We start from the raw sequence: 20,683 nt of genomic DNA, 5'->3' as shown, positions 1-20,683 counted from the left end.
AGTAAAGCTCCTTTAAACGTCATGAAGACGCTATGTTCCGGGTAGACGCTCCCCTACCCAGAGGGCATCAGAGAGCGAATAACGTGTATTAAGTCAGGAATTTAGACGAGTAACGCCCTTACCAGCTCCACCCAGTAGCGCGTGCCCAGCGGCAGCAACGCGTCGTTAAAGTCATAGCGGGGGTTATGCAGCGAAGCGGACTCCTCGCCATTGCCCATCCAGATATAGGCACCTGGGCGCTCGGCCAGCAGGAACGAGAAATCCTCAGAGGCCATACTGGGCGGCGGGTTGCGCACCACATTGTCGCTGCCGAGTAAGCTTTCCAGCACCGAGGCGCAGTGCTGGGCATGTTCAGGGGTATTGATAGTGGCGGGATAGCAGCGCTGGTAATCCAGCTCAACGGTTAAGCCGTGAAACTCTGCCAAGCTGGCAATCGCCTGCTTAAAGCGTGTCTCCAAGTGCTCTTTAAGCGCCATATCAAAACAGCGCAGCGTGCCGCGAAGCGCCACCTGTTCGGGAATCACATTGAAGGTATCCCCCGCGTTAATACTGGTAATACTCAGCACGGCAGATTTGTCTGGCGGCGTTTCGCGGCTCACCAGCCCTTGCAGTTGGCTGATCAGTTGGCAGCTCGCCAACACCGTATCAGTACCTAAATGGGGCATCGCCGCATGGCAGCCCTTGCCAGTCAGCGTCAGGCTAAAGATATCGAAGGCGGCCATGACGTCGGTATCGTGCACCGCGGCGACGCCTACGGGCAGACCCGGCCAGTTATGCAAGCCGTACACGGCATCCATGGGAAAGCGCTCAAACAGGCCCTCTTCAACCATCACCCGCCCGCCGCCTGCGTTCTCTTCGGCGGGTTGAAAGATGAACACCACCCGGCCTTTGAAATCCGGCTGCTGCTTTAACGCCCAGGCAGCGCCCAACAGCATGGTGGTGTGTCCATCGTGGCCGCAAGCGTGCATTTTGCCCGGCGTTTGCGACGCGTAGGCAAGCGCAGTCTCTTCACGAATATCCAAGGCGTCGATATCGGCCCGCAGGCCGATGGTTTTACCTTCACCTTGTTGACCATCCAACGCGGCTACCACACCCGTTCCGGCAATCCCGGTGGTTACCTCAAAGCCCCACTCAGTCAGCAGCTCGGCAATGCGTGCGCTGGTGCGGTGCTCTTCAAAAGCCGTTTCCGGGTGCTGGTGAAAATCATGGCGCCACGCTTTTAGTTCTGCGTGATCCGGTAAGTCTACTGAAGCAGTCATCGTCTTATCCTTAAAGCATCACATGGGCGACAACAGCAGAGCCAATAAAAGTACCGGTAAAGACCAGCAGGGCCACAATCACCAGCTTCCAGCCAGTCTGCTTGAACATGGCAAACTCACGACCGGTAAGCGCCAGCCCTGCGTAGGCCAATACCGGCGTGACCACTGCCAGGAAATCCACCTCGGCCAACCGTGCGATGATCCACCCATTACCCGGGAAGAACGGCAGCGTCGCGATAATACTCACCAGCGACACCCAGGCCACGCTGGGCAGGTAAAAAGGGCAAAACCGCCCAACCACCAAGCCGATAATGACCATGACATAGAGAATCAACATGCCGGGCAGCGCATCTAATAAAGGTGAACCGTTGACGATATTGCTAAACCACGCCGCCACACACACTGCCGCCAGTACCAACGCGGTTTTGCCTAGCTGATTTTCGGGACGTAGCTCTTTTAACGCCTCAGCATCGAACTGATCGATTGGGCTCTCATGAGTTTTCATGGCTAACCTCCTGGCGGGAGCCTTTTAAGCGCTTGTACATCCACTCAGTGATCGGTAGCGCGATAAATAGCGAGATATACAGACCGGTGGCGTAGGTAAGCAGGTTGCTTGCCCCGGCAAAGGCGAGTAGTTCGTCTTTGGATGCGGGTACCGCTTCAGCTAAAGCTGCTGAACACGCCGCCACCATACTGCCACTGCCCACCCCGCAGGCCATGGCCAGAGCACGAATATCGAGAATATCCAGCGAGGCGATGTAGCCCGCCATTAAGGCGAAGTAGAGCGTACCGAACATGGTGCCCACTACGTAAACGCCCATAATGCCGATACCTTCAGGGCTTCTCAGCCCGTAACGGTCTGAAATAATGGCAATATTGGGCTCACGGGCGATAGAGTAAGTGGCACCGATCGCTTCACGTCCCATTTTGAGGACTAATACTGCAAAGGGGAGAGCTATGAGCATGGTGCCCAGATTACCCAATTCCTGGAGAATCAGTGCAGGGCCGGCGGCGATGATCTGCTCGATCGCTGGGCCAATGGTGGAACCGAATTTGGCGATAAACGGCAGGATGGCGATTAGAATAATCGGGCCCGCCGCATTGCTGACCGGCTTGGGAATGACTTTGCCCATTGCCGAAAAAAGATGGGGGTTGAACAGAACGCCAATGATAAAAGCATAGAGCAGCGGTAGTAACAGCAGCGTTCCAGGCCCGAGGGGGATACGTACGATGCCGACCCACTCGGCAAACATCGACGTCACGATCACCGTTAGGTGAAGACGCCAGTCCAGCAGTAGTTTGAGATCCATAGGAGTGTCCCTGTTTTTTTTAGAATCACTCCGAGTATCGAAAGGTTACTGTTTCAATCATAGGGTTTTAGTGCGCTAATTTTTAGAACACTCAATCGTTGAGCGCTGAGGTAGCGACATCCAACGCCTACGCATTTATACTAAAGTCTAACAACCACCTATAAGAGCCTTTATGCCCATATCTTTGCCGCTACGGCGCCTTTGGACTCTCGATAAATTCGCCTACAGCCTGCGCGTCTTTATAGCGTTCAGCGGTGCGTTGCTATTTAGCGGCTTAATGGGCGATGTGGCGCTGGTCATTCCGCTTTTTCTCGGCATTATCGCCTGCGCGCTGTCTGAAACTGACGACAGCTGGCAAGGCCGTCTTCAGGCACTGCTGGTAACGCTGGTGTGTTTTACGTCAGCTTCCTTTATCGTGCAGTGGCTATTTCCCTGGCCGTGGCTATTTGTAGTGGGCCTGGGGCTTTCGACCTTTTGCCTGATTATGCTCGGAGCAATCGGACAGCGTTATGCCACCATCGCTTCCGGCACGCTAATACTCTCGATCTACTCGATGATCAACATCGAGCAGCACGGCGGGGTGGATGAAGACGTGGCGGCGCGCCAACTGCTGCTGTTGGCTGGAGCGGTGTGGTATGGGCTAATTTCGGTGGTGTGGTGCGCACTGTTTTCGCGCCAACCGGTCAAGCAGAGCATGGCACGGGTGTACAAAGCGCTGGGTGAGTTTCTGATACTGAAATCGGCGCTGTTTGAACCGGTGCGCGGTGTGGATGTGGAAGCCCGCCGGGTGGCCTTGGCGCGCCAGAACGGCAAAGTCGTCGCTGCGCTCAATCAAGCCAAAGAGATGATTTTTAGGCGGCTTGAAGGCCAGCGCGGCGACCAAAAACTCAACCGCTACCTGCGTATCTACTTTATTGCCCAGGATATTCACGAACGCGCCAGCTCCACCCATTACCCCTACAGCGCGCTCAGCAAAGCCTTTTTCCACCACGATGTGCTGTTTCGCTGCCAGCGGCTGCTGGATCAACAAGGGCGCTCCTGCCGTCAGCTAGCCAAATCGCTGCTACTCAATAGACCGTTTGATCATCAGCAGAGTGAAGAGGCGCTGGCTGACCTGCACGCCTCGATTGAGAACCTGCGCGGCCGTGGCAAGCCCGAGTGGCGCCCACTGCTTTACCCATTGAGCGCGCTGGCAGAGAACCTGGCCACCCTGGAAAATCAGCTCGCCAGCGCCCACAACCCCGGCGTCAGCGATGAGCGGCGCGACAGTTCGCTGTATGACCGCTCGCCGTCGAGTCTGCAGGAAGCGTGGAAGCGGGTGCGCCTAAACTTTACTCTCGGCTCCCCCACTTTTCGCCATGCAGTGCGGCTCTCCATTGCCCTCACGACCGGCTATGGGCTGATGCAGTGGATCGACCCCGAGCAGGGCTTTTGGATTCTGTTGACCACGCTGTTTGTTTGCCGGCCCAACTTTGCCACCACACGGCGGTTTTTGTCCCAACGGATAATGGGCACGGTACTTGGCTTGGTAGTGGGCTGGGCTTCGATCAGCCTCTTTCCGCACCCGCTGGTGCAGAGCATGATAGCCGTGGCCGCCGGGGTCTCGTTCTTCGCTAACCGCGAAAAACACTATGTAATCGCTACTGCCTCTATCACCCTGCTCGTGCTGTGCAGCTTCAACCAGGTAGGCGACGGCTATAACCTGATCCTACCGCGGCTGCTCGATACCCTGCTTGGCTCACTCATCGCCGGCTTAGCGGTGCTTTTTATTCTGCCCGACTGGCAGGGTCGCAGGCTTTATCGCGAAGCCGCCAACGCGCTCAATAACCACCGCCGCTACCTGGAGGAGATTATCCACCAGTACGAGGAGGGCAAGCAGGATGACTTGGCCTATCGCCTGGCGCGGCGCAATGCCCATAACGCCGATGCAGCGCTCTCCACCCTGCTCACCAATATGCTCCATGAGCCGGGGCATTACCGGAAACTGGACGCGGACAACGGACTGCGCTTTCTGGTGCTCTCCAATACCCTACTCAGCCACCTCTCTGCACTGGGCGCCCATCGCCACCAGTTGGCAGACGATGAAGACGATGCCACGCTAGTGCCGGTAGCAAAACGTATTGGTGAGCTGCTGGGACAAATCGCCGAGCGATTAAACCAGCGCCAGCCGGTTGAGCCACTAGCGGATCAAGCTGCCGAGTTATTAGCCCAGCTAGAAGAGAAAAGTGCGCTATCAGCAGATGAAAAAGCCGTCACGCTCTACCGCCCTATCCAAAGCCAGCTACGCCTTATTACCGAGCAGCTCGCCCCGCTGGGTGAAGCTGCGAATCGTCTGGTGGGAAGTGAAGAGCATACGCCAAGCACCGCTAGCGTCTAACCAAGCTAACTACACCTGCCCATAGCGCCCTGCCGCCTCGCCAAGCCAGCGGCGCACCAGGACAGCGGTGACGTCTGGGCTGCCCTGTAGCGTTTGGGCCATGGCCGTTACCCGCTCTAGCAGGTCGGCATCGCGTTCCAGGTCGGCGATTTTCATCTGCGCAAGGCCGGTTTGGCGGGTGCCGAGCACTTCACCGGGGCCGCGAATTTCCAGGTCTTTCTCGGCGATGCGGAAGCCATCGGTGGTTTCGCGCATGACCGCCAAGCGCTGGCGGGAGCTTTTCGACAGCGGCGGATGGTAGAGCAGCACACAGAAGCTTTCCGTGCTGCCACGCCCTACCCGGCCGCGCAGCTGGTGCAGTTGGGAAAGCCCCAGACGCTCGGGGTTTTCGATAATCATCAGGCTGGCGTTGGGTACATCCACTCCCACCTCGATCACCGTGGTAGCCACCAGCAAATCCAGCTCCCCCGCTTTGAAGGCGGTCATCACCTCGGCTTTCTCGCTCGACTTCATGCGCCCGTGAACCAAGCCCACCGCCAACTCGGGCAGCGCTATGGTTAGCTCATCGCGGGTAACCTCGGCCGCCTGGCACTGCAACGCCTCGGATTCATCAATCAACGTGCACACCCAATACGCCTGACGACCTTCGCTGCAGGCCAGCCGAATACGCTCAACCACTTCAGGGCGGCGTTCGTCGGGCACCACCACGGTTTTTACCGGTGTACGGCCGGGGGGTAGCTCGTCGATCACCGAAACATCCAGATCCGCGTAGGCGCTCATGGCCAAAGTGCGCGGAATCGGCGTGGCAGTCATGATCAACTGGTGTGGGGTTAGCCCGCCCGCCTCGCCCTTCTCGCGTAACGCCAGGCGCTGATGCACGCCAAAGCGGTGCTGCTCGTCAATGATCGCCAATCCCAGGCACTGGAAGTGCACGTCGTCCTGAAACAGTGCGTGAGTGCCCACCACCATACGCGCACGCCCATCGGCAATCGCCGCTTTAGCATCCAGCCGCGCCTTGCCTTTGAGCTTGCCCGCCAGCCATGCCACTTCGATCCCCAGCGGCTCAAACCAGGCTTTAAACGAGCGGTAGTGCTGCTCAGCGAGGATTTCAGTCGGCGCCATGATCGCCGCCTGGCAGTTGCCCGCCAGGGCGCTCAGCGCGGCCATGGCGGCGACCACGGTTTTTCCCGAGCCGACATCGCCCTGGATCAGCCGCAGCATCGGTGCCGGGCGACTTAAATCGTGGCTGATCTCCTCCAGAACGCGGCGCTGGGCACCGGTTAAGGCAAACGGTAATTGGGCCAAAAAGCGCGCCTGCAGACTGCGCCCAGAGGGTAGCGTCGGTGCGCCATCCGCCTGAATACGCAGGCGAACTTCGCGCAAGCTTAGTTGGTGGGCGAGCAGCTCTTCCAGCGCCAGCCGCCGAGTGGCCGGGTGCTGGCCACTGGTCAACTGCTCTATATTCACATCGGGAGGCGGCTGGTGCAGCAAGTGCAGGCTGGCGTGTAGGCCTGGCAACTGAAAGCGTTGAAGCAGGGCATCGGGTATTACATCGGGCAAGGCCTCGGGGGCGCTGTCCAGTAAACCGAGCGCCTGCTGAGCCAGAGCACGCAGCCGCGGCTGGTTCAACCCTTCGGTGGTGGGATAAATAGGCGTGAAATACTCCTCCACCGGGGTCTCACTACCGCCACTGAGCCGGTATTCCGGGTGGTAGATCTCTAAACCGGTCGCCCCAGCCCGCGCTTCGCCAAAGGCGCGCACGGTCGCACCTGGGCGCATCTGTTGCTGCTGGGCCGGTGAGAAGTGAAAAAACCGCAGGCTCAAAATACCGCTAGCATCACGCAGGCGCACCAGCAGGCTGCGGCGGCGCCCTTTGACTACGTCGCAAGCGGTCACTTCGCCCTCTATCACCGCCTCCTGACCTGCACGCAGCAGGCCAATAGGCGTAAGCCGCGTGCGATCCTGATAGCGCAGCGGCAGGTGGAACAACAGGTCGCTTACCTGCTCGATACCCAATCGACCCAGTTTCAGCGCCAGCGCTTCGCCTACGCCCTTCAGCGCGGTGATGGGCGCGGAAAGATCACTCATAGGGCGCTTTTCACGGCTTTAGTAGGTTGGCGGCAGTGGCTGATCGCTTGAATCAGCGCCTCAATAGCCTTAGGACGGGGAAAGCTCGCCCGCCAGGCGATCGCCACGGTGCGCGACGGCGCTGGCTCCACAAATGGCCGACTGGCCAGCATGGCATTTTCATACTGGTCGGTGCCCAGCGCAGACTGCGGCAGCACCGTAATACCTAATCGAGAGGCCACCATATGGCGAATGGTTTCCAGCGACCCGCCTTCGGCGATCAGCGTATTGTTGGGGCTGTTGAGTTTTTGGGTAATCGCCGGGCAGGCTTCCAGAATTTGATCCCGAAAACAGTGTCCTTCGCCGAGCAGCAGCAGGCGCTCTTCGAGTAAGTCCTCTTTATTGATCGCTTCCCGTTCGACCCATGGGTGGTTAGCGGGAATGAGAACTTCAAAGGCTTCGTCGTAGATTGGCTTGGTGACCACATCGGTTTCAGTAAACGGCAATGCCACAATAATCACATCCAGCTCACCGCTTCTTAGCTTGGCGCGCAGCGTACCGGTCATGCCCTCTTCAATATAAAGAGGCATTTGCGGGGCCGCGTTCGCCAGGGCAGGCACTAGATGAGGAAACAGGTAGGGCCCAATGGTGTAAATCGCCCCAATGCGCAGCGGGTTGGCCAACTGATCTTTACCCGCACTGGCGAGCTCAAAAATCAGGCTACTCTGCTCCAGCACACGCTGGGCCTGGGCGACGATTTTTTCACCCAGCGGGGTAACTTGGACGGTGGACTTGGAACGCTCAAAGAGCGGCGTTTCGAGCTCTTCTTCCAGCTTTTTCACCGCCACCGAGAGCGTGGGCTGTGAAACGTGGCAGCGTTCCGCCGCACGGCCAAAGTGACGCTCCTGGGCAAGGGTTACGATGTAGCGAAGTTCTGTTAAAGTCATAGCGGTGCCAGTGGCATCCTCTCGTAGCAGCTCGTGACTAGGGCTTGTATGAAAAAAGTAAAGTGATGTATGCAAGGCCTTGCATCATGACAGTCAGCGAGACGGAAAAGGACAAGCAAGCTCTGCCGTCGGTCTTCTCAACCGACAATATCTCGGTTCAATGTCATCGTTGGTAGAGACTTTGCATCTAATAGGGAATATTAATCAAGAGGAGTGAGCACGGTGAAGCTAACCGTACTGATTATCGGCTGTGGCGATTTAGGGATCAACCTTGGGCGCGAGCTGCTTGAGGAAGGGCACCAAGTGATTGGCCTACGCCGCAACGTGGAAGCCTTAAAAGACACCGGCATTACACCGCTGGCGTTAGATCTGGATAGCCTTGAAGAGGCCGATGCCAAAAGCCTGCCCCAGGCTGACTATGTGGTCTATACCGTCAGCGCTGACCGTTTCGAAGAGAGCGCGTATCAAAGCGCCTATCCGGAAGGTTTAAAGCGCGTGCTGAGCGTGATGGAGCAGCACAAAACGCCTCCACGTAGGGTGTTTTTCGTCTCTTCAACTAGCGTGCATGGCCAGCAGGAGGGCGAGGTCGTTAACGAAGAGAGCCCCACCGACCCCACTAGCTTCTCTGGCACCCTAATGTGCGAGGCTGAGCAGGCGCTGATCAATCACCCCCTGCCGGGCACGGTGATTCGCTTTTCCGGCATTTACGGCCCTGGCCGCGATCGACTGATTCATCAGGTTGCTGAAGGCCGCGTGGCTGCGATCACTCCTGTGGTCTACTCCAATCGCATCCACCGCGACGACTGCACAGGTATTATTGCCCACCTGATTCGCTATCAGGAGCGCGGTGAGACGCTGGATGATATCTACCTGGGCAGCGACTGCGAACCGGTCACCATGCATAACGTAATGATGTGGCTGGCCGAGCAGTTAAAAGTAGAGGCCACAGAGACCATGCAGTCCCCTTTACGTCGGCGAACGAGCAAACGCTGCGATAACCAGCGCATATTGAGCACTGGTTATCAGTTCCGCTTTCCCAGCTACCGCGAAGGCTATGCACAGGTACTCAAAGAGGGCGGCTTTCTAGAGCTAAACAAAGCCTAGTCACCGATAACCATCACCGCTTCCGCTTCCACCTGGCTGCCTTTGGGTAGTGCTTTGACGCCAACGGCGGCGCGGGCGGGGAAAGGAGCGGTGAAGAACTCCTCCATGACTTGGTTAACAATCGCAAAGTTATCCAAGTCCACCAGGTACAGATTCAGCTTCACGATATCGCTTAGCGAGCCCGCCGCTTCTTCGCATACTGCCTGTAGATTGGTGAAGACTTGGCGTGCCTGAGCTTCGAAATCCTCAGACACAATCGCCATGGTCGCGGGATCCAGCGGGATCTGGCCAGAGAGATAAACCGTGTTGCCCGCTTTAATGGCCTGGGAGTAAGGACCAATAGCCGCGGGGGCTTTGCTGGTGTTGATAACGGCCTTATTGCTCATACGTTGTTTCGCTCCTGTAATGGGTAACACTTAATTATTTGATACTGAAAAATAGCGATCGCTGCCGATTTATATCAGCATGTTGTTATGTATAGTATTAATTAGCGAGTCGGGTAATTTTGCCAACGTTGGGAAGGTTACGGATGCGTTTAATGATGCGTGCCAGATGCACACGACCTTTCACCGACAGCGTCAGATTGACGGTGGAAAGGTGGGCATCGCGCTCTTCAATACCAATCCGCTCAATATTGGCATCGGCATCGGTGACCAGCCCGGCAAGCTCTGCGACTAGCCCACGACGGCTCTCAATTTCGATACGCAGCGCGACCGGGAAATCTTCATCAATGGTGTCCGACCACTCCAGCGCGAAGAGCTTATCAGGGTCATTTTTATCGGCGAAGTTCTTATCCACCACGTTTTTACACTCAGCGCGATGCACCACCAACCCTTTGCCTGTGGAAAGGTGGCCCACCACGGGGTCGCCTGGTAGCGGATGGCAGCAGCGCGCAAAGTTAATCACCATGCCTTCGCTGCCGCTGATCATGACGGCTTTGCTACCCTCCCCGCCTACAGGGTGCTCATAGCTTTCGCCATGCGCCGCAGCCACTAGGCGGCGTGCCACCACGTGGGTCATGCGGTTGCCCATCCCGAGCGACTCCAACAGAGCATCCTCAGAAGAGACATCCAACTCTTTGAAGGCGCGCTTAAGGGCGCTCTCATCCAGTTCTTCCAGGCTGGTATCGAATGGCGCCAGGGCTTTATTGAGCAACCGTCGTCCCAGCATGACCGCTTCGGTCTGCTGCTGATATTTAAGCGCGTGACGGATTGCCGAACGCGCCTTTGCGGTGGTCACAAAATTTAGCCAGGTAATATTGGGCTTCGCACCGGGGGCGGTGATAATTTCCAACGTCTGACCACTTTCTAAACGCGTCGAGAGCGGCGCCAAATGGCGATCAATGCGGCAAGCGATACAGTTATTGCCAATATCCGTGTGCACGGTGTAGGCGAAGTCGATTACGGTAGCGCCCTGGGGCAGCTCCATAATATCGCCTTTAGGTGTGAACACGTAGATATCGTCGGGGAACAGATCGTTTTTAACGTGTTCGATAAACTCCAGCGAGTCGCCAGCGTGGCGCTGCATTTCCAGCAGGCCCTTAACCCAGGCGCGAGCACGTGCATGGCTGCCCTCGGCAATCGGATGGGAAGTCTGCCCCGCTTTATAAAGCCAGTGGGCAGCGATACCGTTATTGGCCATGGCCTCCATTTCACGGGTGCGTATCTGCACCTCAATGGGCATACCGCGGGAACCAAACAAGGTGGTATGCAGGCTCTGGTAACCGTTAGCTTTGGGAATCGCAATGTAGTCTTTAAAGCGCCCCGGTACCGGCTTATAGAGGTTATGCACCACGCCTAGAATACGGTAGCAGCTGGCCACATCTTCGGTAATGATGCGAAAGCCAAACACATCCATAATTTCGACAAAGGGCTTACGCTGGTCGCGCATTTTTTTATAGATCGACAGCAGATGCTTTTGGCGTCCAATGACGGTGCCATTAAGCCCGTCATCGTCCAGGCTTTTTTGCAGGGAGGACTGTATTTCGCGCATGGCACTACGCCGGTGCCCCCGCGCTTTAGCAACCGCACGCTTGATGCGCTCCGAGCGCATGGGGTGAATCGCCTGAAAGGAGAGATCCTCAAGCTCGATACGAATCGTATTGATACCCAGCCGCCCGGCAATTCGCGCGTAAATTTCCAACGTTTCACGGGCGATGCGACGCTTTTTATCTGGGCGTAGGGCGCCCAGGGTGCGCATGTTATGCAACCGGTCAGCCAGCTTGACGATGATAACGCGAATATCCCGCGACATCGCCAGCACCATCTTCTGAAAATTTTCCGCCTGGGCGACGGCTTTGTCTTCAAAGGTGATTTGGGTAAGTTTGGATACCCCATCTACCAGCTCTGCTACCGGCTTGCCAAACTGAGCCTCCAGGGCTTTTTTGGATACGCCGGTGTCTTCGATAACGTCGTGCAGCATGGCGGCCATCAGGCTTTGATGATCCATGTGCATATTGGCAAGAATATTCGCTACCGCCAGTGGGTGGGTAACGTACGGCTCGCCGGAACGCCGCCGCTGGCCGTCGTGGGCCTGCTCAGCATAGTAAAAGGCGCGTTTGACCTGCTGGATCTCATCCGAGGGTAAATAGCCGCCGAGTCTATCGGCCAGGTCATCAATGGTGAACATCTACCGCGCCTCTATCGGTTTCGTTGAAAACGTTAGTCGTCGATATGAGTAGGCGCCATAGCCGGGCGCGGACGAACAGCGGCTTCAACGGGCTCGTCCAGTACAGTGTGATCGACTAGGCCTGCGGCAATTTCACGCAGCGCCATCACCGTAGGTTTATCATTTTCCCAAGGTAGCAGAGCATCGCGGGAGCCGCGCGCCAGCTGGCGAGCGCGCTGAGTGGAAATCATCACCAGCTTGAAACGGTTTTCAACATTTTCAAGACAATCTTCAACGGTTACGCGAGCCATGGGAGCCTTCCTGTTATGACGGAACCGGGCCGACACCGTAGAGAACGGCGCCGACCCAGTGAAAAAATGGTGCGACAAAAATAGTGCAACGCAATAGAAAGTAGTAGAACCGTATAGATTACTCGACCGTAGGCGTCTGTGACAAGAGCGCAGCCAACAGCGGCGCGTGGCGCTCGGTCATTACCGGGCGACTTAAGCGACGGCTGATCACCAGTGACTGTAACTCCTGCAGCGCCGTGGTGAAGTCATCATTAACGACGAGGTAATCATATTCGTGGTAATGGGACATTTCACTCACCGCATCGCGCATCCGCCGAGCAATCACCGCATGCTCATCGGTGCCACGGCTAGCAAGACGTCGCTCCAGTTCCTCGCGGGAGGGCGGTAAAATAAAAATCGACACTGCATCAGGCATTTGTGTGCGTACCTGCTGAGCGCCCTGCCAGTCGATTTCCAGAATGACGTCCTGACCTGCCGCTAGTAATACCTCTACTGCCTGGCGCGAGGTACCGTAGTAATTATCAAATACTTTGGCATACTCGAAGAACTCACCCCGCGCGATCATCGCTTCAAACTCGGCTACATCGGTGAAATGATAATTGACGCCATTCACCTCACCCTCGCGCTTGGCACGCGTAGTGTGCGACACCGACACTTGAATCCCATCCAGGCTTTCGATTAGCTCGCGCACCAAGCTAGTCTTGCCAGCACCTGAGGGGGCAGAAACGATAAACAGCGTACCTTGGGACATGAAGTACTTTCCCTTCAGTTAGCAAAATAAGTAGCGGAAAACGTAGTAAACGCAAGTAAAGCGACTGCAGCAGAGCAGCAAGGCTGCGCAGTATCGCACACCCAGCGCGACGACTGTAGCGTTGGTGGTGACATACAGGGAGGTAGGCATGCGCAGTACGCTATTTATTTTAGCCCTGATTGCGCTGGGCGTAGCCCTGCAAAAAGGCATCATTGAGATTCCCCGCCACTGGGCGCCATGGGCTCCGCTGCATATTGACGACCCCATTACGCCGGTCACACAGCTTAAGTTAAGCCGCTTGGCAGACGACCGCGCAGGCTGTTTAGCTGCGTTAGATACCGTCCCCGAGGGCGAGCTGCGCTATACGCCATTGGCCGATTACGCCCCCACGGCGAGCTGCCCGCTTGCCAATATCGTGCGCATGCACTCTAGCGGCGTCGCGTTCAACCAGAGTTTCGTGGCCTCCTGCCCCATGGCACTGGCGTGGGTGATGTATGAACGCCACGCGTTACAGCCTGCCGCCGAGGAGATTATGGGTAGCCGAGTGAGCCAGGTTAACCACGTAGGTAGCTTTGCCTGCCGTAACGTTTATGGCCGCGAAGCCGGCAGGCGCAGCGAACACGCCACCGCCGAAGCGCTGGATGTAGTGGGATTTCAGTTTGAGAATGGCCAGCGTATTACGCTGATCAATGACTGGGATGATGAAGGCGAGGAGGGGGAGTTTTTACGCGCTGCGCGGGATGGCGCCTGCCATACCTTCGGTAATGTATTGGGGCCCGATTACAACGCCGCGCATGCGGATCACTTTCATATGGGCATGCGCGGATTTAGGCTGTGTCGCTAAGAGATCAACCATTACTTATTCGAGATTGATGTCATCTGCATCTGTGGCGGCACCGGTGGCAGCACCAACGCCACCGCCGATAACGGCGCCTTGAACGACGCTACCACCGGTTACGGCTGCGGCACCCGCGCCAATGGCAGCCCCGACACCCGCGCCGCTAGTAGCGCGCTCGCCAGTGGAGGTACCGCAGCCCGCCAAGACAATGGTTAACGCCACCACCGCGCCGAGGGTCAATATACGTGTCGAATTCAATACCTGAATGTGCATGGTCATCTCCTTATGGGTTACTACCCTTACACAGTAGAGAGAATTCGACTTTTTAGCCATGTTAATTATCACTGTTCGATAACTAGGCAACTGGACAATCGTGACGCGACGTTAGCCAACGCTAGGCTCGCTGGGCCACGGCGCCGTAGGTGCGCTTTTCCAACCATCGCCCAGCGGCAAAAATCACCAAGCCACAGAGCGCCAATCCCGCACCGACCAAGCCCGTGCTCGACCAGCTAAAGCCAGCGCTGATTGCCAGACCAGCAAGCCACGCCCCTAAGGCATTGGCACCGTTAAAGGCCGCGTGGTTGAGTGAGGCCGCCATGGTTTGGGCATCCTCTGCCACATCCATCAAGCGGGTTTGTAATGAAGGCGCTAGTGCCATACTGGTGCCCACCAGGCCAACAAACAGCAGCCCTGTCCAAACGTTATTCGCCGCAAAGTAAAACAACCCTTGTACCACGCCACACCAGAGCAGAATGGTAGGTATGGCACGCATCAGGTTTTTATCCGCCATGCGCCCGCCGATTAAGTTACCGGCAATAGAGCCCAGGCCGAAAATGACCAGCACCAACGGCCCCAGCGCTTCGCTCATACCCGCCTGCTGGGTTAATGTCGGCATCACATAGCTAAAAATGGCGAACATGCCGCCGCAGCCGATGCAGGCAAGCGCCAGGGTAACCAACACCCGCTGCTTAAGCAGCGCTGAAAGCTCACGCACCGGGCTTGCTAGAGTATCGACGGGCTGCACCGGTACATAGAAGCGGATCAACAGGGCGGTGAGCAACGCAATACCACCGACACCCGCAAAGGCGATCTGCCAGCCCAACAGGTTACCCGCCCAGGTACCCAGCGGCGCACCGATCAGAATCGCTACGGTTAAACCCATCATCACCCGGGAAACAGCCCGCGCCCGTTGGTCTATCGGCACTGCCCCCGCGGCCACCAGTGCGGCGATGCCAAAATAGGCGCCATGAGGTAAGCCAGCCAGAAAACGCAGCCCTACGAATGACCAGAACCCTGGTGCCATGGCACTAGCAATATTGCCCACCGCAAATACCAGCATCAGCATAATCAACAGCGACCGCCTAGGTACTCGCGCGGCCAGCGCCGAAATCAGCGGCGCACCGACTACCACGCCCAAGGCGTAGCTGCTTATTGCGTAACCCACTTGCGGCACCGTTACCGCTAAATCACCCGCCACACGGTTCATCAGGCCCATAATGACGAACTCGCTGGTGCCGATTCCAAAACCGCCCAGCGCCAACACAAATTCGGCCAAACGCGGGTTGCGCGCCAGCCCTTGAGACGACGATGCTGTCGAATCCTGCATGCTTAACTCCTTGGGATACCGCCCGGTTGGTATCACGATGGCGCAAATGATCGCAGGATTAGACGAAAGTAGAAACATGCTGCGTTTAAAAAGTTAGCGGGCGAACACAATCGTTAAGCTGGGCTGAATAGGAAATGTTTGGATACGGTGTTTGGCGGTCAGGCGCTAGGGGGTTCCACTGAAAGCAACCGCTCACGCAGATGACGGTTACGCGGCACCAAGCCGGTTTGCAGGCCCAAGGGGCGGAATACTTGGTTTAGCAGCGCCAGTGTAGGGCTTGCCTTATCGGCTTCCAGATCAGACAAGGTGCGGCGACTGATACCTACCAACTCGGCATATTGTGTCTGCGACATTCCCAACACTTCGCGGCGTAGTTGACGCAGCACCTGCCCTGAGCTGATCTCTTCCCGCAGCAGCTGGGACAATAGCGCCATAAGTAGTGCCTCGCGCTCAATGCTAGAGAGTTCTTTGCGTTTCATACCAGCCCCCAGCGGCGCAGCTTAGCATCCAGATAATTTAACCCCACCGCATTCGATGCTAGCAACGCTTCCGGCACTCCCCGCGCAGCAAGTCGTTCTTTTAGCCCGGCTAACTGACTCCCCAGCGCTTTTAGCTCTGCCATCAGTTGTTCGGGGGGCACATAGGCATTTAAGTTCTTCGCAATGGCGACCCAGTTGAATTCAGGGCCCTCTTCAAACGGCGCGCCCCAAGTGGTGGTGCGAATAATGCCTTCTGGGTCAGCCTTCATGGGCACAAAATCGTAGACTGGCGCCAGCCAGATTCCCAGAGGCGTTTTCAACAGCGCCGTATTGCGACCATGGTTATCGCTGTTGGCAAAAGCAACATTAAGCAGATCACGTTTCACCCACTCGCTCACGAAACGCGACGTATCAAAATGACCTCCTAACTCGCGAACGCGGTATTGCTGGCTCAACAGGCCAACCAGTGCCTCAATCACGTCAAAATGGTTTAAGAAGCTTCCCGGCTGACGCTTCATCGCGGAATAAACCGACTCCAGCCCATACAGCGTTCGCTTCCCAGCGGGGTAATCAACATCAAAGCGGGGCAACCACAGCGATGGATAGCGCTCGCCTTCCAGTAGCCGCATCCTTTGAGTGTCGATCGTCGCTATGCCGAGTGACGCCAGCTCATGATAGAAATGGTATTCGGCGCGAAGGATATTGTTATCAAGCTCGGTGCGCTGGCCGCGAGGAAATTTCACCAGATAGTGCTGGTCGGTATTCGCCGGGTCATCCTGATAGGTATCGATCCAGACCTGATCGTTTGGCGAACAGCGTAGCAGTAGCTTAGGCGCTTCGCCGCCAGCGCCGGTCGCACCCCCCCCAGCGGCTCCCATTTGCTGCGCATAAGCAAGAAAATCGCTATCTCGATCCACAACATCGCGTAAGGCAAAGCGCTGCTGCTCTAGCGTGCTACCTACTGGACGCTCGGGAAGGGCCTCTTTAATACGTAAATTACCCACCGGAGCAATCGTCCCTTTAGCCAATAGGGCGTAATCTTGTTCAGCCTCAGTAAGCGCCGATATCCCCAACTGCGTGACCCAGTAACGACGGCTGGCCCCAGAAGGCATGATATCGTCTAAAAAAGCGAACCAGCGTGGCGATTGATGAGTATTCATGAGTTCAATCGGCAAAAGCAGGCTGCAAGCATGCTCATCATCGCGATCCAACCATTCAAGGGCATAATCGGTGATATAGCCCAAACGCGCAGGTCCTCGACGACCTTGCTCTGGGTGCTCAATCACCAGCTCAGCGGCATCGTGCCACTGGCCATGATGAAATGCCTGGATGGTTAGCAACGTGGGACACCTTAATTGAGCAGTTAATAACTGAGCAGCTTAATGCTCAATAGTGTAGTCCAAGGCTTCGGAATGTGCATTTTAATACTCACAAATATATAAAAACCCAAATAGTGAGCAATATAATACTCATTTTAACCAGGAGTAATAATGCCAGCTAATACCTCATCTTTTAACACGATCGAACACGCCATGGCTGAACTCGCCGAGGCCGACCCCGATATCGCCCGCGCCCTACCTCTAGTGGGGGCACCCTCGCCTCGGGAGCGCGATAAAGGCTTTGCGACGTTCTTCTCGACTATCGTTAGCCAGCAGCTATCCACCGAAGCGGCTCGCGCGATTATGGGTCGTGTAAATACACTGCTGCCCGAGCTTCACGCCAAGGCAGTGATGGAGGTAGAGGGCCAAGCGCTACGCGATGCGGGACTTTCCTGGCGTAAGATCGAGTACGCTAAAGGGCTGGCAGAAGCAGAGTTGGCAGGCACTTTTAGCGCCGAGGGGCTTGAACAGCTAAGCGATGATGAAGCCATTGCCGCGATTACCAAGCTACGCGGCTTTGGCCGTTGGAGTGCTGAGATCTATCTGATGTTCTCGCTGCAACGCCCAGATATCTTTCCTGCCGATGATCTCGCCCTGCGGGTAGCGCTGGGCCGCTTAAAAGGCATGGACGACAAACCCACGCCTAAACAGGCCCGCCAGTTGGTGGAGCACTGGGCGCCCTGGCGCAGCGTGGGTTCGCTGTTTCTGTGGCACTACTATCGCGGCGAGCCGCTTTAAGCATCCAGCCCGCCAAACTTACCATTCTGGTAATCATCGACCGCCTGAACGATCTCTTCGCGGGTATTCATCACAAAGGGGCCGTGGGAGTAGACGGGCTCATCGATCACATCGCCATGACCAAACAGCAGGCGCGCATCGCTGCTTGCTTCGATCACCAAGCTATCGCCATCGCGATCTACTTCAATCAGATGGTGAGGCTTGACTGGTTCGCCACCCACCGTGACATCGCCATCCACCACGTAGAGAAACACCTGCCGTCCTGGCGCCGCGGGCAACTGTTCGTGGCTACCAGAAGGCAGCCTGAGCGTTGACATAAACACGCCAGTCAGTGAGTTGATAGGCCCAACGCTACCCTGCCACTCACCAGCGATCAGATTCAGCTCACCGCCACCCGGCAACTTAATAGCGGGAATGGATTCTTGCTGCAGCCCCACATAGCGCGGCTCGCTCATTTTCAAGCGCGACGGCAGGTTGATCCACAGCTGCAGAATTTCCAACGGACCGCCGTCGCGTAGAAACTCCTCCGGCGAAATTTCCGCATGCACAATGCCGCTGCCAGCGGTCATCCACTGAACCCCACCTTTATGGATCACGCTTTGATGCTTGGCGCTGTCCGCATGGGCCAGTGAACCTTCCAGAATAAAAGTGACCGTTTCAAAGCCCCGGTGCGGATGCGGGCCAAAAGGTAGACCCTGATTGTTAGCCGGGTAGGTTTGAGGGCCATGGTGATTAAGAAACAGAAAGGGATCTAGCTGCTCCAAACTAGGCCCCGGTAGCGGCCGACGAGTGGTTAAATCGCCAATATCATCGCGCTTGGCCGGGTGCTGGGCGATTACGCGGCGCACGGTTTGGTTAGTGTTTGCTGGCATAACTTACTCCTTATCAATACTTTCCAGCGTAAAACCTATAGCCGCGGATGAGGAGCGAATAATTTGCCCTGTTTCGTTGAAGGAAATTGTTATTAAAAGTCTCAGCGGTTTCCTCAAAACTCGGTCACCACCGTCACGCCCGCCCCTTCGAACTTATCCATGTTCATTAACGCATCAATCGACTGCTCAAGATTGATTCGTTTGCCGATCAGCTTTTCAGGCGCCAGCTTTCCTGACTCGATCATCGCCAGCATGGCGTCATAACGATGCGCCTGCATGCCATGGCTGCCAAGTATTTCAAGCTCGTTGGCAATAACCTTACTCATGGGAATAGCTGGTGTGCTGTTCTCAGCCAACATCAACCCGACCTGAATATGCTTGCCGCGTTTACGCAGATTGCTGATCGAGTTAAAGCAGGTCGTCGGGTGCCCTAGCGCATCCAACGATACGTGAGCACCACCTCGGGTTATTTCCGCAACTGCTTCAACCACATTGGCTACCTTGGCGGCATTCACGGTGGCAGTGGCACCCAATTGACGGGCCAGATCAAGAGCGCCTTCAGAAATATCGATAGCCACCACGTTGGCACCGACGGCGTTAGCAATCATTACAGCAGAAAGCCCAACCCCACCGCAGCCGTGGACGGCCACCCACTGGCCTGCCGCTGTTTTGCCCTGATCCACCACTGCCCGAAAAGAGGTAACGAACCGGCAACCCAAGCTCGCCGCCGTCGCAAAATCCAATGTCTCTGGCAGCGCGACCAAATTGACATCGGCGTAGTGGATAGCTACATACTCGGCAAACGATCCCCAGTGCGTAAAGCCTGGTTGGAACTGGCTATCGCAAACCTGATGGTTGCCGGAGTGGCACTCTGGGCAAGTACCGCAACCGCCAACGAATGGAACCGTGACGCGGTCGCCAAGGCGCCATTGCTTTACATCTTTACCAACGGCTTCGACTACGCCTGCCAGCTCATGGCCCGGCACATGGGGAAGCTGGATATCGGTGTCATGCCCCACCCAGCCATGCCAGTCGCTGCGACAAACTCCTGTCGCCATCACTTTCACCACAACGCCATGCGGCTCAAGAGTGGGATCAGGTAATTGCTGGACGCGGGGAGGGGCGGAAAATTGCTCAAAAACAACGGCTTTCATAAAGAGTTCCTAATCTATATCGGTTTTTACTTTATAAAGTCTCATGTGGATAAGAAGCAAATTATTAGCCACTAACGCTTAACCGCCCCACGACCTGCAACGATTCATCCATTGGACGCACCACGATCATCTCACCCGAGCCAACGCCGCCACCCATCAGTGCGGTGATATTGACCTGGTGGGTGACCAGCAGCAAATCCCCCGGTTCCTGCCATGCGGCAATTTGCTCTTGGGCGGCTTGAGTAATTGACGCCTGATCGCCGCGCCCGCGAAAGAACGAATCCAGCCAGGGAGTGGGCTCGACAGAGCCCACGGCCATCAACTCAGCGGTATCCAGCGCCCGGCACCAGCTTGATGAATACACCGCCGCAATGGGAATATCCCGCGCACAAAATTCACGACCCGCGGCTTGCGCCTGAGCGCGGCCAGCCGTAGGAAGATTGCGCTGAGTCTCGCAGCAGCCACGCTCAAAGCCCGGTGGGTCGCCAATGCCTGAGGCCAGAGAGTGGCGCATTAGAATTACCAAGCCGCCTTCTTGTAGTGCTTGCCAGGTGGCGTCGTTTGCCTGGGCACTGAGGGGTAGCGCACCCAGTACACCGAGCAGTATCGTTAAGGTGAGGTGGCGTAGGGTTGGCATGGGGAGGGTTCTCTATCAGTGGCAGGTCACTAGCAGCGCTGTAAGTTTTATACTCTGTTTGTATGTACCGCTTCTATCAAACCTCTCCAATTCAGGACACAGTGTCTCTCGAATTGAGCTGGACTCACTACCGCACTTTGCTTCGGGTGGAAAATGCTCAAGCCCGTGACTGGTATTTTCACGACGCTATCAATCAAAGCTGGAGCACTTAAAACTAGGACTATATTCCCACAATTATACAAAAGAT

Annotated in this window: 21 protein-coding genes; 5 read left to right on the top strand and 16 right to left on the bottom strand. The window is 56.4% G+C overall.

Translation table 11 applies throughout. The annotated features are described in order from the left end of the window. Positions 1 to 101: 101 nt before the first annotated feature. From AC4EYZ_RS12155 to AC4EYZ_RS12145, 3 genes are read right to left on the bottom strand one after another with little or no spacing between them, the layout of a single operon-like run. Positions 102 to 1,259, bottom strand: coding sequence for a M20 aminoacylase family protein (locus AC4EYZ_RS12155; RefSeq protein WP_022521101.1), 1,158 nt, complete (start codon positions 1,257 to 1,259; stop codon positions 102 to 104). Between the two features lie 10 nt (positions 1,260 to 1,269). Next, the gene (locus tag AC4EYZ_RS12150; RefSeq protein ID WP_022521100.1) at positions 1,270 to 1,764 is read right to left on the bottom strand and encodes a hypothetical protein; all 495 of its coding nucleotides are present in this window, start codon (positions 1,762 to 1,764) and stop codon (positions 1,270 to 1,272) included. Next, positions 1,751 to 2,569 carry a DUF3100 domain-containing protein gene (locus AC4EYZ_RS12145; RefSeq protein ID WP_022521099.1) on the bottom strand — a complete coding sequence of 273 codons (819 nt, stop codon included), beginning with the start codon at positions 2,567 to 2,569 and terminating at the stop codon, positions 1,751 to 1,753. The genes AC4EYZ_RS12150 and AC4EYZ_RS12145 overlap by 14 nt, the downstream gene beginning before the upstream one ends. A 172-nt stretch (positions 2,570 to 2,741) precedes the next feature. Between AC4EYZ_RS12145 and yccS the strand changes: the two genes are divergently transcribed. Continuing rightward, positions 2,742 to 4,946 (top strand): YccS family putative transporter, encoded by a 2,205-nt coding sequence (yccS, locus tag AC4EYZ_RS12140; RefSeq protein WP_022521098.1) that lies wholly within the window; start codon positions 2,742 to 2,744, stop codon positions 4,944 to 4,946. A gap of 9 nt (positions 4,947 to 4,955) precedes the next feature. Here yccS and recG read toward each other — a convergent pair whose 3' ends face one another. Together recG and AC4EYZ_RS12130 are read right to left on the bottom strand one after the other, a co-directional pair. Further along, on the bottom strand, positions 4,956 to 7,034 hold the full coding sequence (gene recG, locus AC4EYZ_RS12135; protein WP_027958725.1) for an ATP-dependent DNA helicase RecG: 2,079 nt from the start codon (positions 7,032 to 7,034) through the stop codon (positions 4,956 to 4,958). Continuing rightward, the gene (locus tag AC4EYZ_RS12130; protein ID WP_022521096.1) at positions 7,031 to 7,960 is read right to left on the bottom strand and encodes a hydrogen peroxide-inducible genes activator; all 930 of its coding nucleotides are present in this window, start codon (positions 7,958 to 7,960) and stop codon (positions 7,031 to 7,033) included. The genes recG and AC4EYZ_RS12130 overlap by 4 nt, the downstream gene beginning before the upstream one ends. A gap of 222 nt (positions 7,961 to 8,182) precedes the next feature. Between AC4EYZ_RS12130 and AC4EYZ_RS12125 the strand changes: the two genes are divergently transcribed. Next, on the top strand, positions 8,183 to 9,064 hold the full coding sequence (locus AC4EYZ_RS12125; RefSeq protein ID WP_022521095.1) for an SDR family oxidoreductase: 882 nt from the start codon (positions 8,183 to 8,185) through the stop codon (positions 9,062 to 9,064). On the opposite strand, the gene AC4EYZ_RS12120 is transcribed toward AC4EYZ_RS12125, so the two are convergent. From AC4EYZ_RS12120 to gmk, 4 genes are all read right to left on the bottom strand, one after another. After that, positions 9,061 to 9,450 (bottom strand): RidA family protein, encoded by a 390-nt coding sequence (locus AC4EYZ_RS12120; RefSeq protein ID WP_022521094.1) that lies wholly within the window; start codon positions 9,448 to 9,450, stop codon positions 9,061 to 9,063. The two genes, AC4EYZ_RS12125 and AC4EYZ_RS12120, sit on opposite strands and share 4 nt — an antisense overlap. A gap of 97 nt (positions 9,451 to 9,547) precedes the next feature. Then, positions 9,548 to 11,692: a RelA/SpoT family protein gene (locus AC4EYZ_RS12115; protein WP_041157433.1), complete on the bottom strand. Its 2,145-nt coding sequence runs from the start codon at positions 11,690 to 11,692 to the stop codon at positions 9,548 to 9,550. 32 nt (positions 11,693 to 11,724) lie between these two features. Beyond that, on the bottom strand, positions 11,725 to 11,982 hold the full coding sequence (gene rpoZ / locus AC4EYZ_RS12110) for a DNA-directed RNA polymerase subunit omega (protein ID WP_007112267.1): 258 nt from the start codon (positions 11,980 to 11,982) through the stop codon (positions 11,725 to 11,727). A 118-nt stretch (positions 11,983 to 12,100) separates the two neighbouring features. After that, a complete protein-coding gene (gene gmk / locus AC4EYZ_RS12105) occupies positions 12,101 to 12,733 on the bottom strand; it encodes a guanylate kinase (RefSeq protein ID WP_161463622.1) in 633 nt (210 codons plus the stop codon). Between the two features lie 148 nt (positions 12,734 to 12,881). Here gmk and AC4EYZ_RS12100 point away from each other — a divergent pair, with 148 nt between their 5' ends. Next, on the top strand, positions 12,882 to 13,577 hold the full coding sequence (locus tag AC4EYZ_RS12100; protein ID WP_474192662.1) for an extensin-like domain-containing protein: 696 nt from the start codon (positions 12,882 to 12,884) through the stop codon (positions 13,575 to 13,577). Positions 13,578 to 13,592: 15 nt separating this feature from the next. On the opposite strand, the gene AC4EYZ_RS12095 is transcribed toward AC4EYZ_RS12100, so the two are convergent. The 4 genes from AC4EYZ_RS12095 to AC4EYZ_RS12080 form a co-directional block, all read right to left on the bottom strand. Then, positions 13,593 to 13,844 carry a YMGG-like glycine zipper-containing protein gene (locus AC4EYZ_RS12095; protein ID WP_474192663.1) on the bottom strand — a complete coding sequence of 84 codons (252 nt, stop codon included), beginning with the start codon at positions 13,842 to 13,844 and terminating at the stop codon, positions 13,593 to 13,595. Positions 13,845 to 13,965: 121 nt separating this feature from the next. Further along, positions 13,966 to 15,177 (bottom strand): MFS transporter, encoded by a 1,212-nt coding sequence (locus tag AC4EYZ_RS12090; protein ID WP_022521089.1) that lies wholly within the window; start codon positions 15,175 to 15,177, stop codon positions 13,966 to 13,968. Positions 15,178 to 15,335: 158 nt separating this feature from the next. Continuing rightward, positions 15,336 to 15,656: a helix-turn-helix transcriptional regulator gene (locus AC4EYZ_RS12085; protein ID WP_159177813.1), complete on the bottom strand. Its 321-nt coding sequence runs from the start codon at positions 15,654 to 15,656 to the stop codon at positions 15,336 to 15,338. Beyond that, positions 15,653 to 16,996, bottom strand: a complete 1,344-nt coding sequence (locus AC4EYZ_RS12080) for a type II toxin-antitoxin system HipA family toxin (protein ID WP_474192664.1) — start codon at positions 16,994 to 16,996, stop codon at positions 15,653 to 15,655. Before AC4EYZ_RS12080 ends, AC4EYZ_RS12085 begins: the two co-directional genes overlap by 4 nt. 150 nt (positions 16,997 to 17,146) lie before the next feature. On the opposite strand from AC4EYZ_RS12080, the gene AC4EYZ_RS12075 reads away from it, so the two are divergent. Further along, positions 17,147 to 17,773, top strand: a complete 627-nt coding sequence (locus AC4EYZ_RS12075; RefSeq protein ID WP_474192665.1) for a DNA-3-methyladenine glycosylase family protein — start codon at positions 17,147 to 17,149, stop codon at positions 17,771 to 17,773. On the opposite strand, the gene AC4EYZ_RS12070 is transcribed toward AC4EYZ_RS12075, so the two are convergent. The 3 genes from AC4EYZ_RS12070 to AC4EYZ_RS12060 all read right to left on the bottom strand — a co-directional run bounded on the left by AC4EYZ_RS12070 (position 17,770) and on the right by AC4EYZ_RS12060 (position 20,436). Further along, entirely contained in the window at positions 17,770 to 18,645 is an 876-nt protein-coding gene (locus AC4EYZ_RS12070) for a pirin family protein (RefSeq protein WP_474192666.1), read from the bottom strand. The genes AC4EYZ_RS12075 and AC4EYZ_RS12070 overlap by 4 nt on opposite strands. A gap of 113 nt (positions 18,646 to 18,758) precedes the next feature. Then, positions 18,759 to 19,799 carry a zinc-dependent alcohol dehydrogenase family protein gene (locus tag AC4EYZ_RS12065; RefSeq protein ID WP_490204274.1) on the bottom strand — a complete coding sequence of 347 codons (1,041 nt, stop codon included), beginning with the start codon at positions 19,797 to 19,799 and terminating at the stop codon, positions 18,759 to 18,761. Between the two features lie 64 nt (positions 19,800 to 19,863). Continuing rightward, entirely contained in the window at positions 19,864 to 20,436 is a 573-nt protein-coding gene (locus AC4EYZ_RS12060) for a histidine phosphatase family protein (RefSeq protein WP_490204273.1), read from the bottom strand. Positions 20,437 to 20,498: 62 nt separating this feature from the next. On the opposite strand from AC4EYZ_RS12060, the gene AC4EYZ_RS12055 reads away from it, so the two are divergent. Next, positions 20,499 to 20,648: a DUF1016 N-terminal domain-containing protein gene (locus tag AC4EYZ_RS12055; protein ID WP_474193034.1), complete on the top strand. Its 150-nt coding sequence runs from the start codon at positions 20,499 to 20,501 to the stop codon at positions 20,646 to 20,648. Positions 20,649 to 20,683: the final 35 nt, after the last annotated feature.

It is taken from the genome of Vreelandella sp. 162(4c) (assembly GCF_058152265.1).
This window is presented reverse-complemented; position numbering and strand designations above follow the sequence as displayed.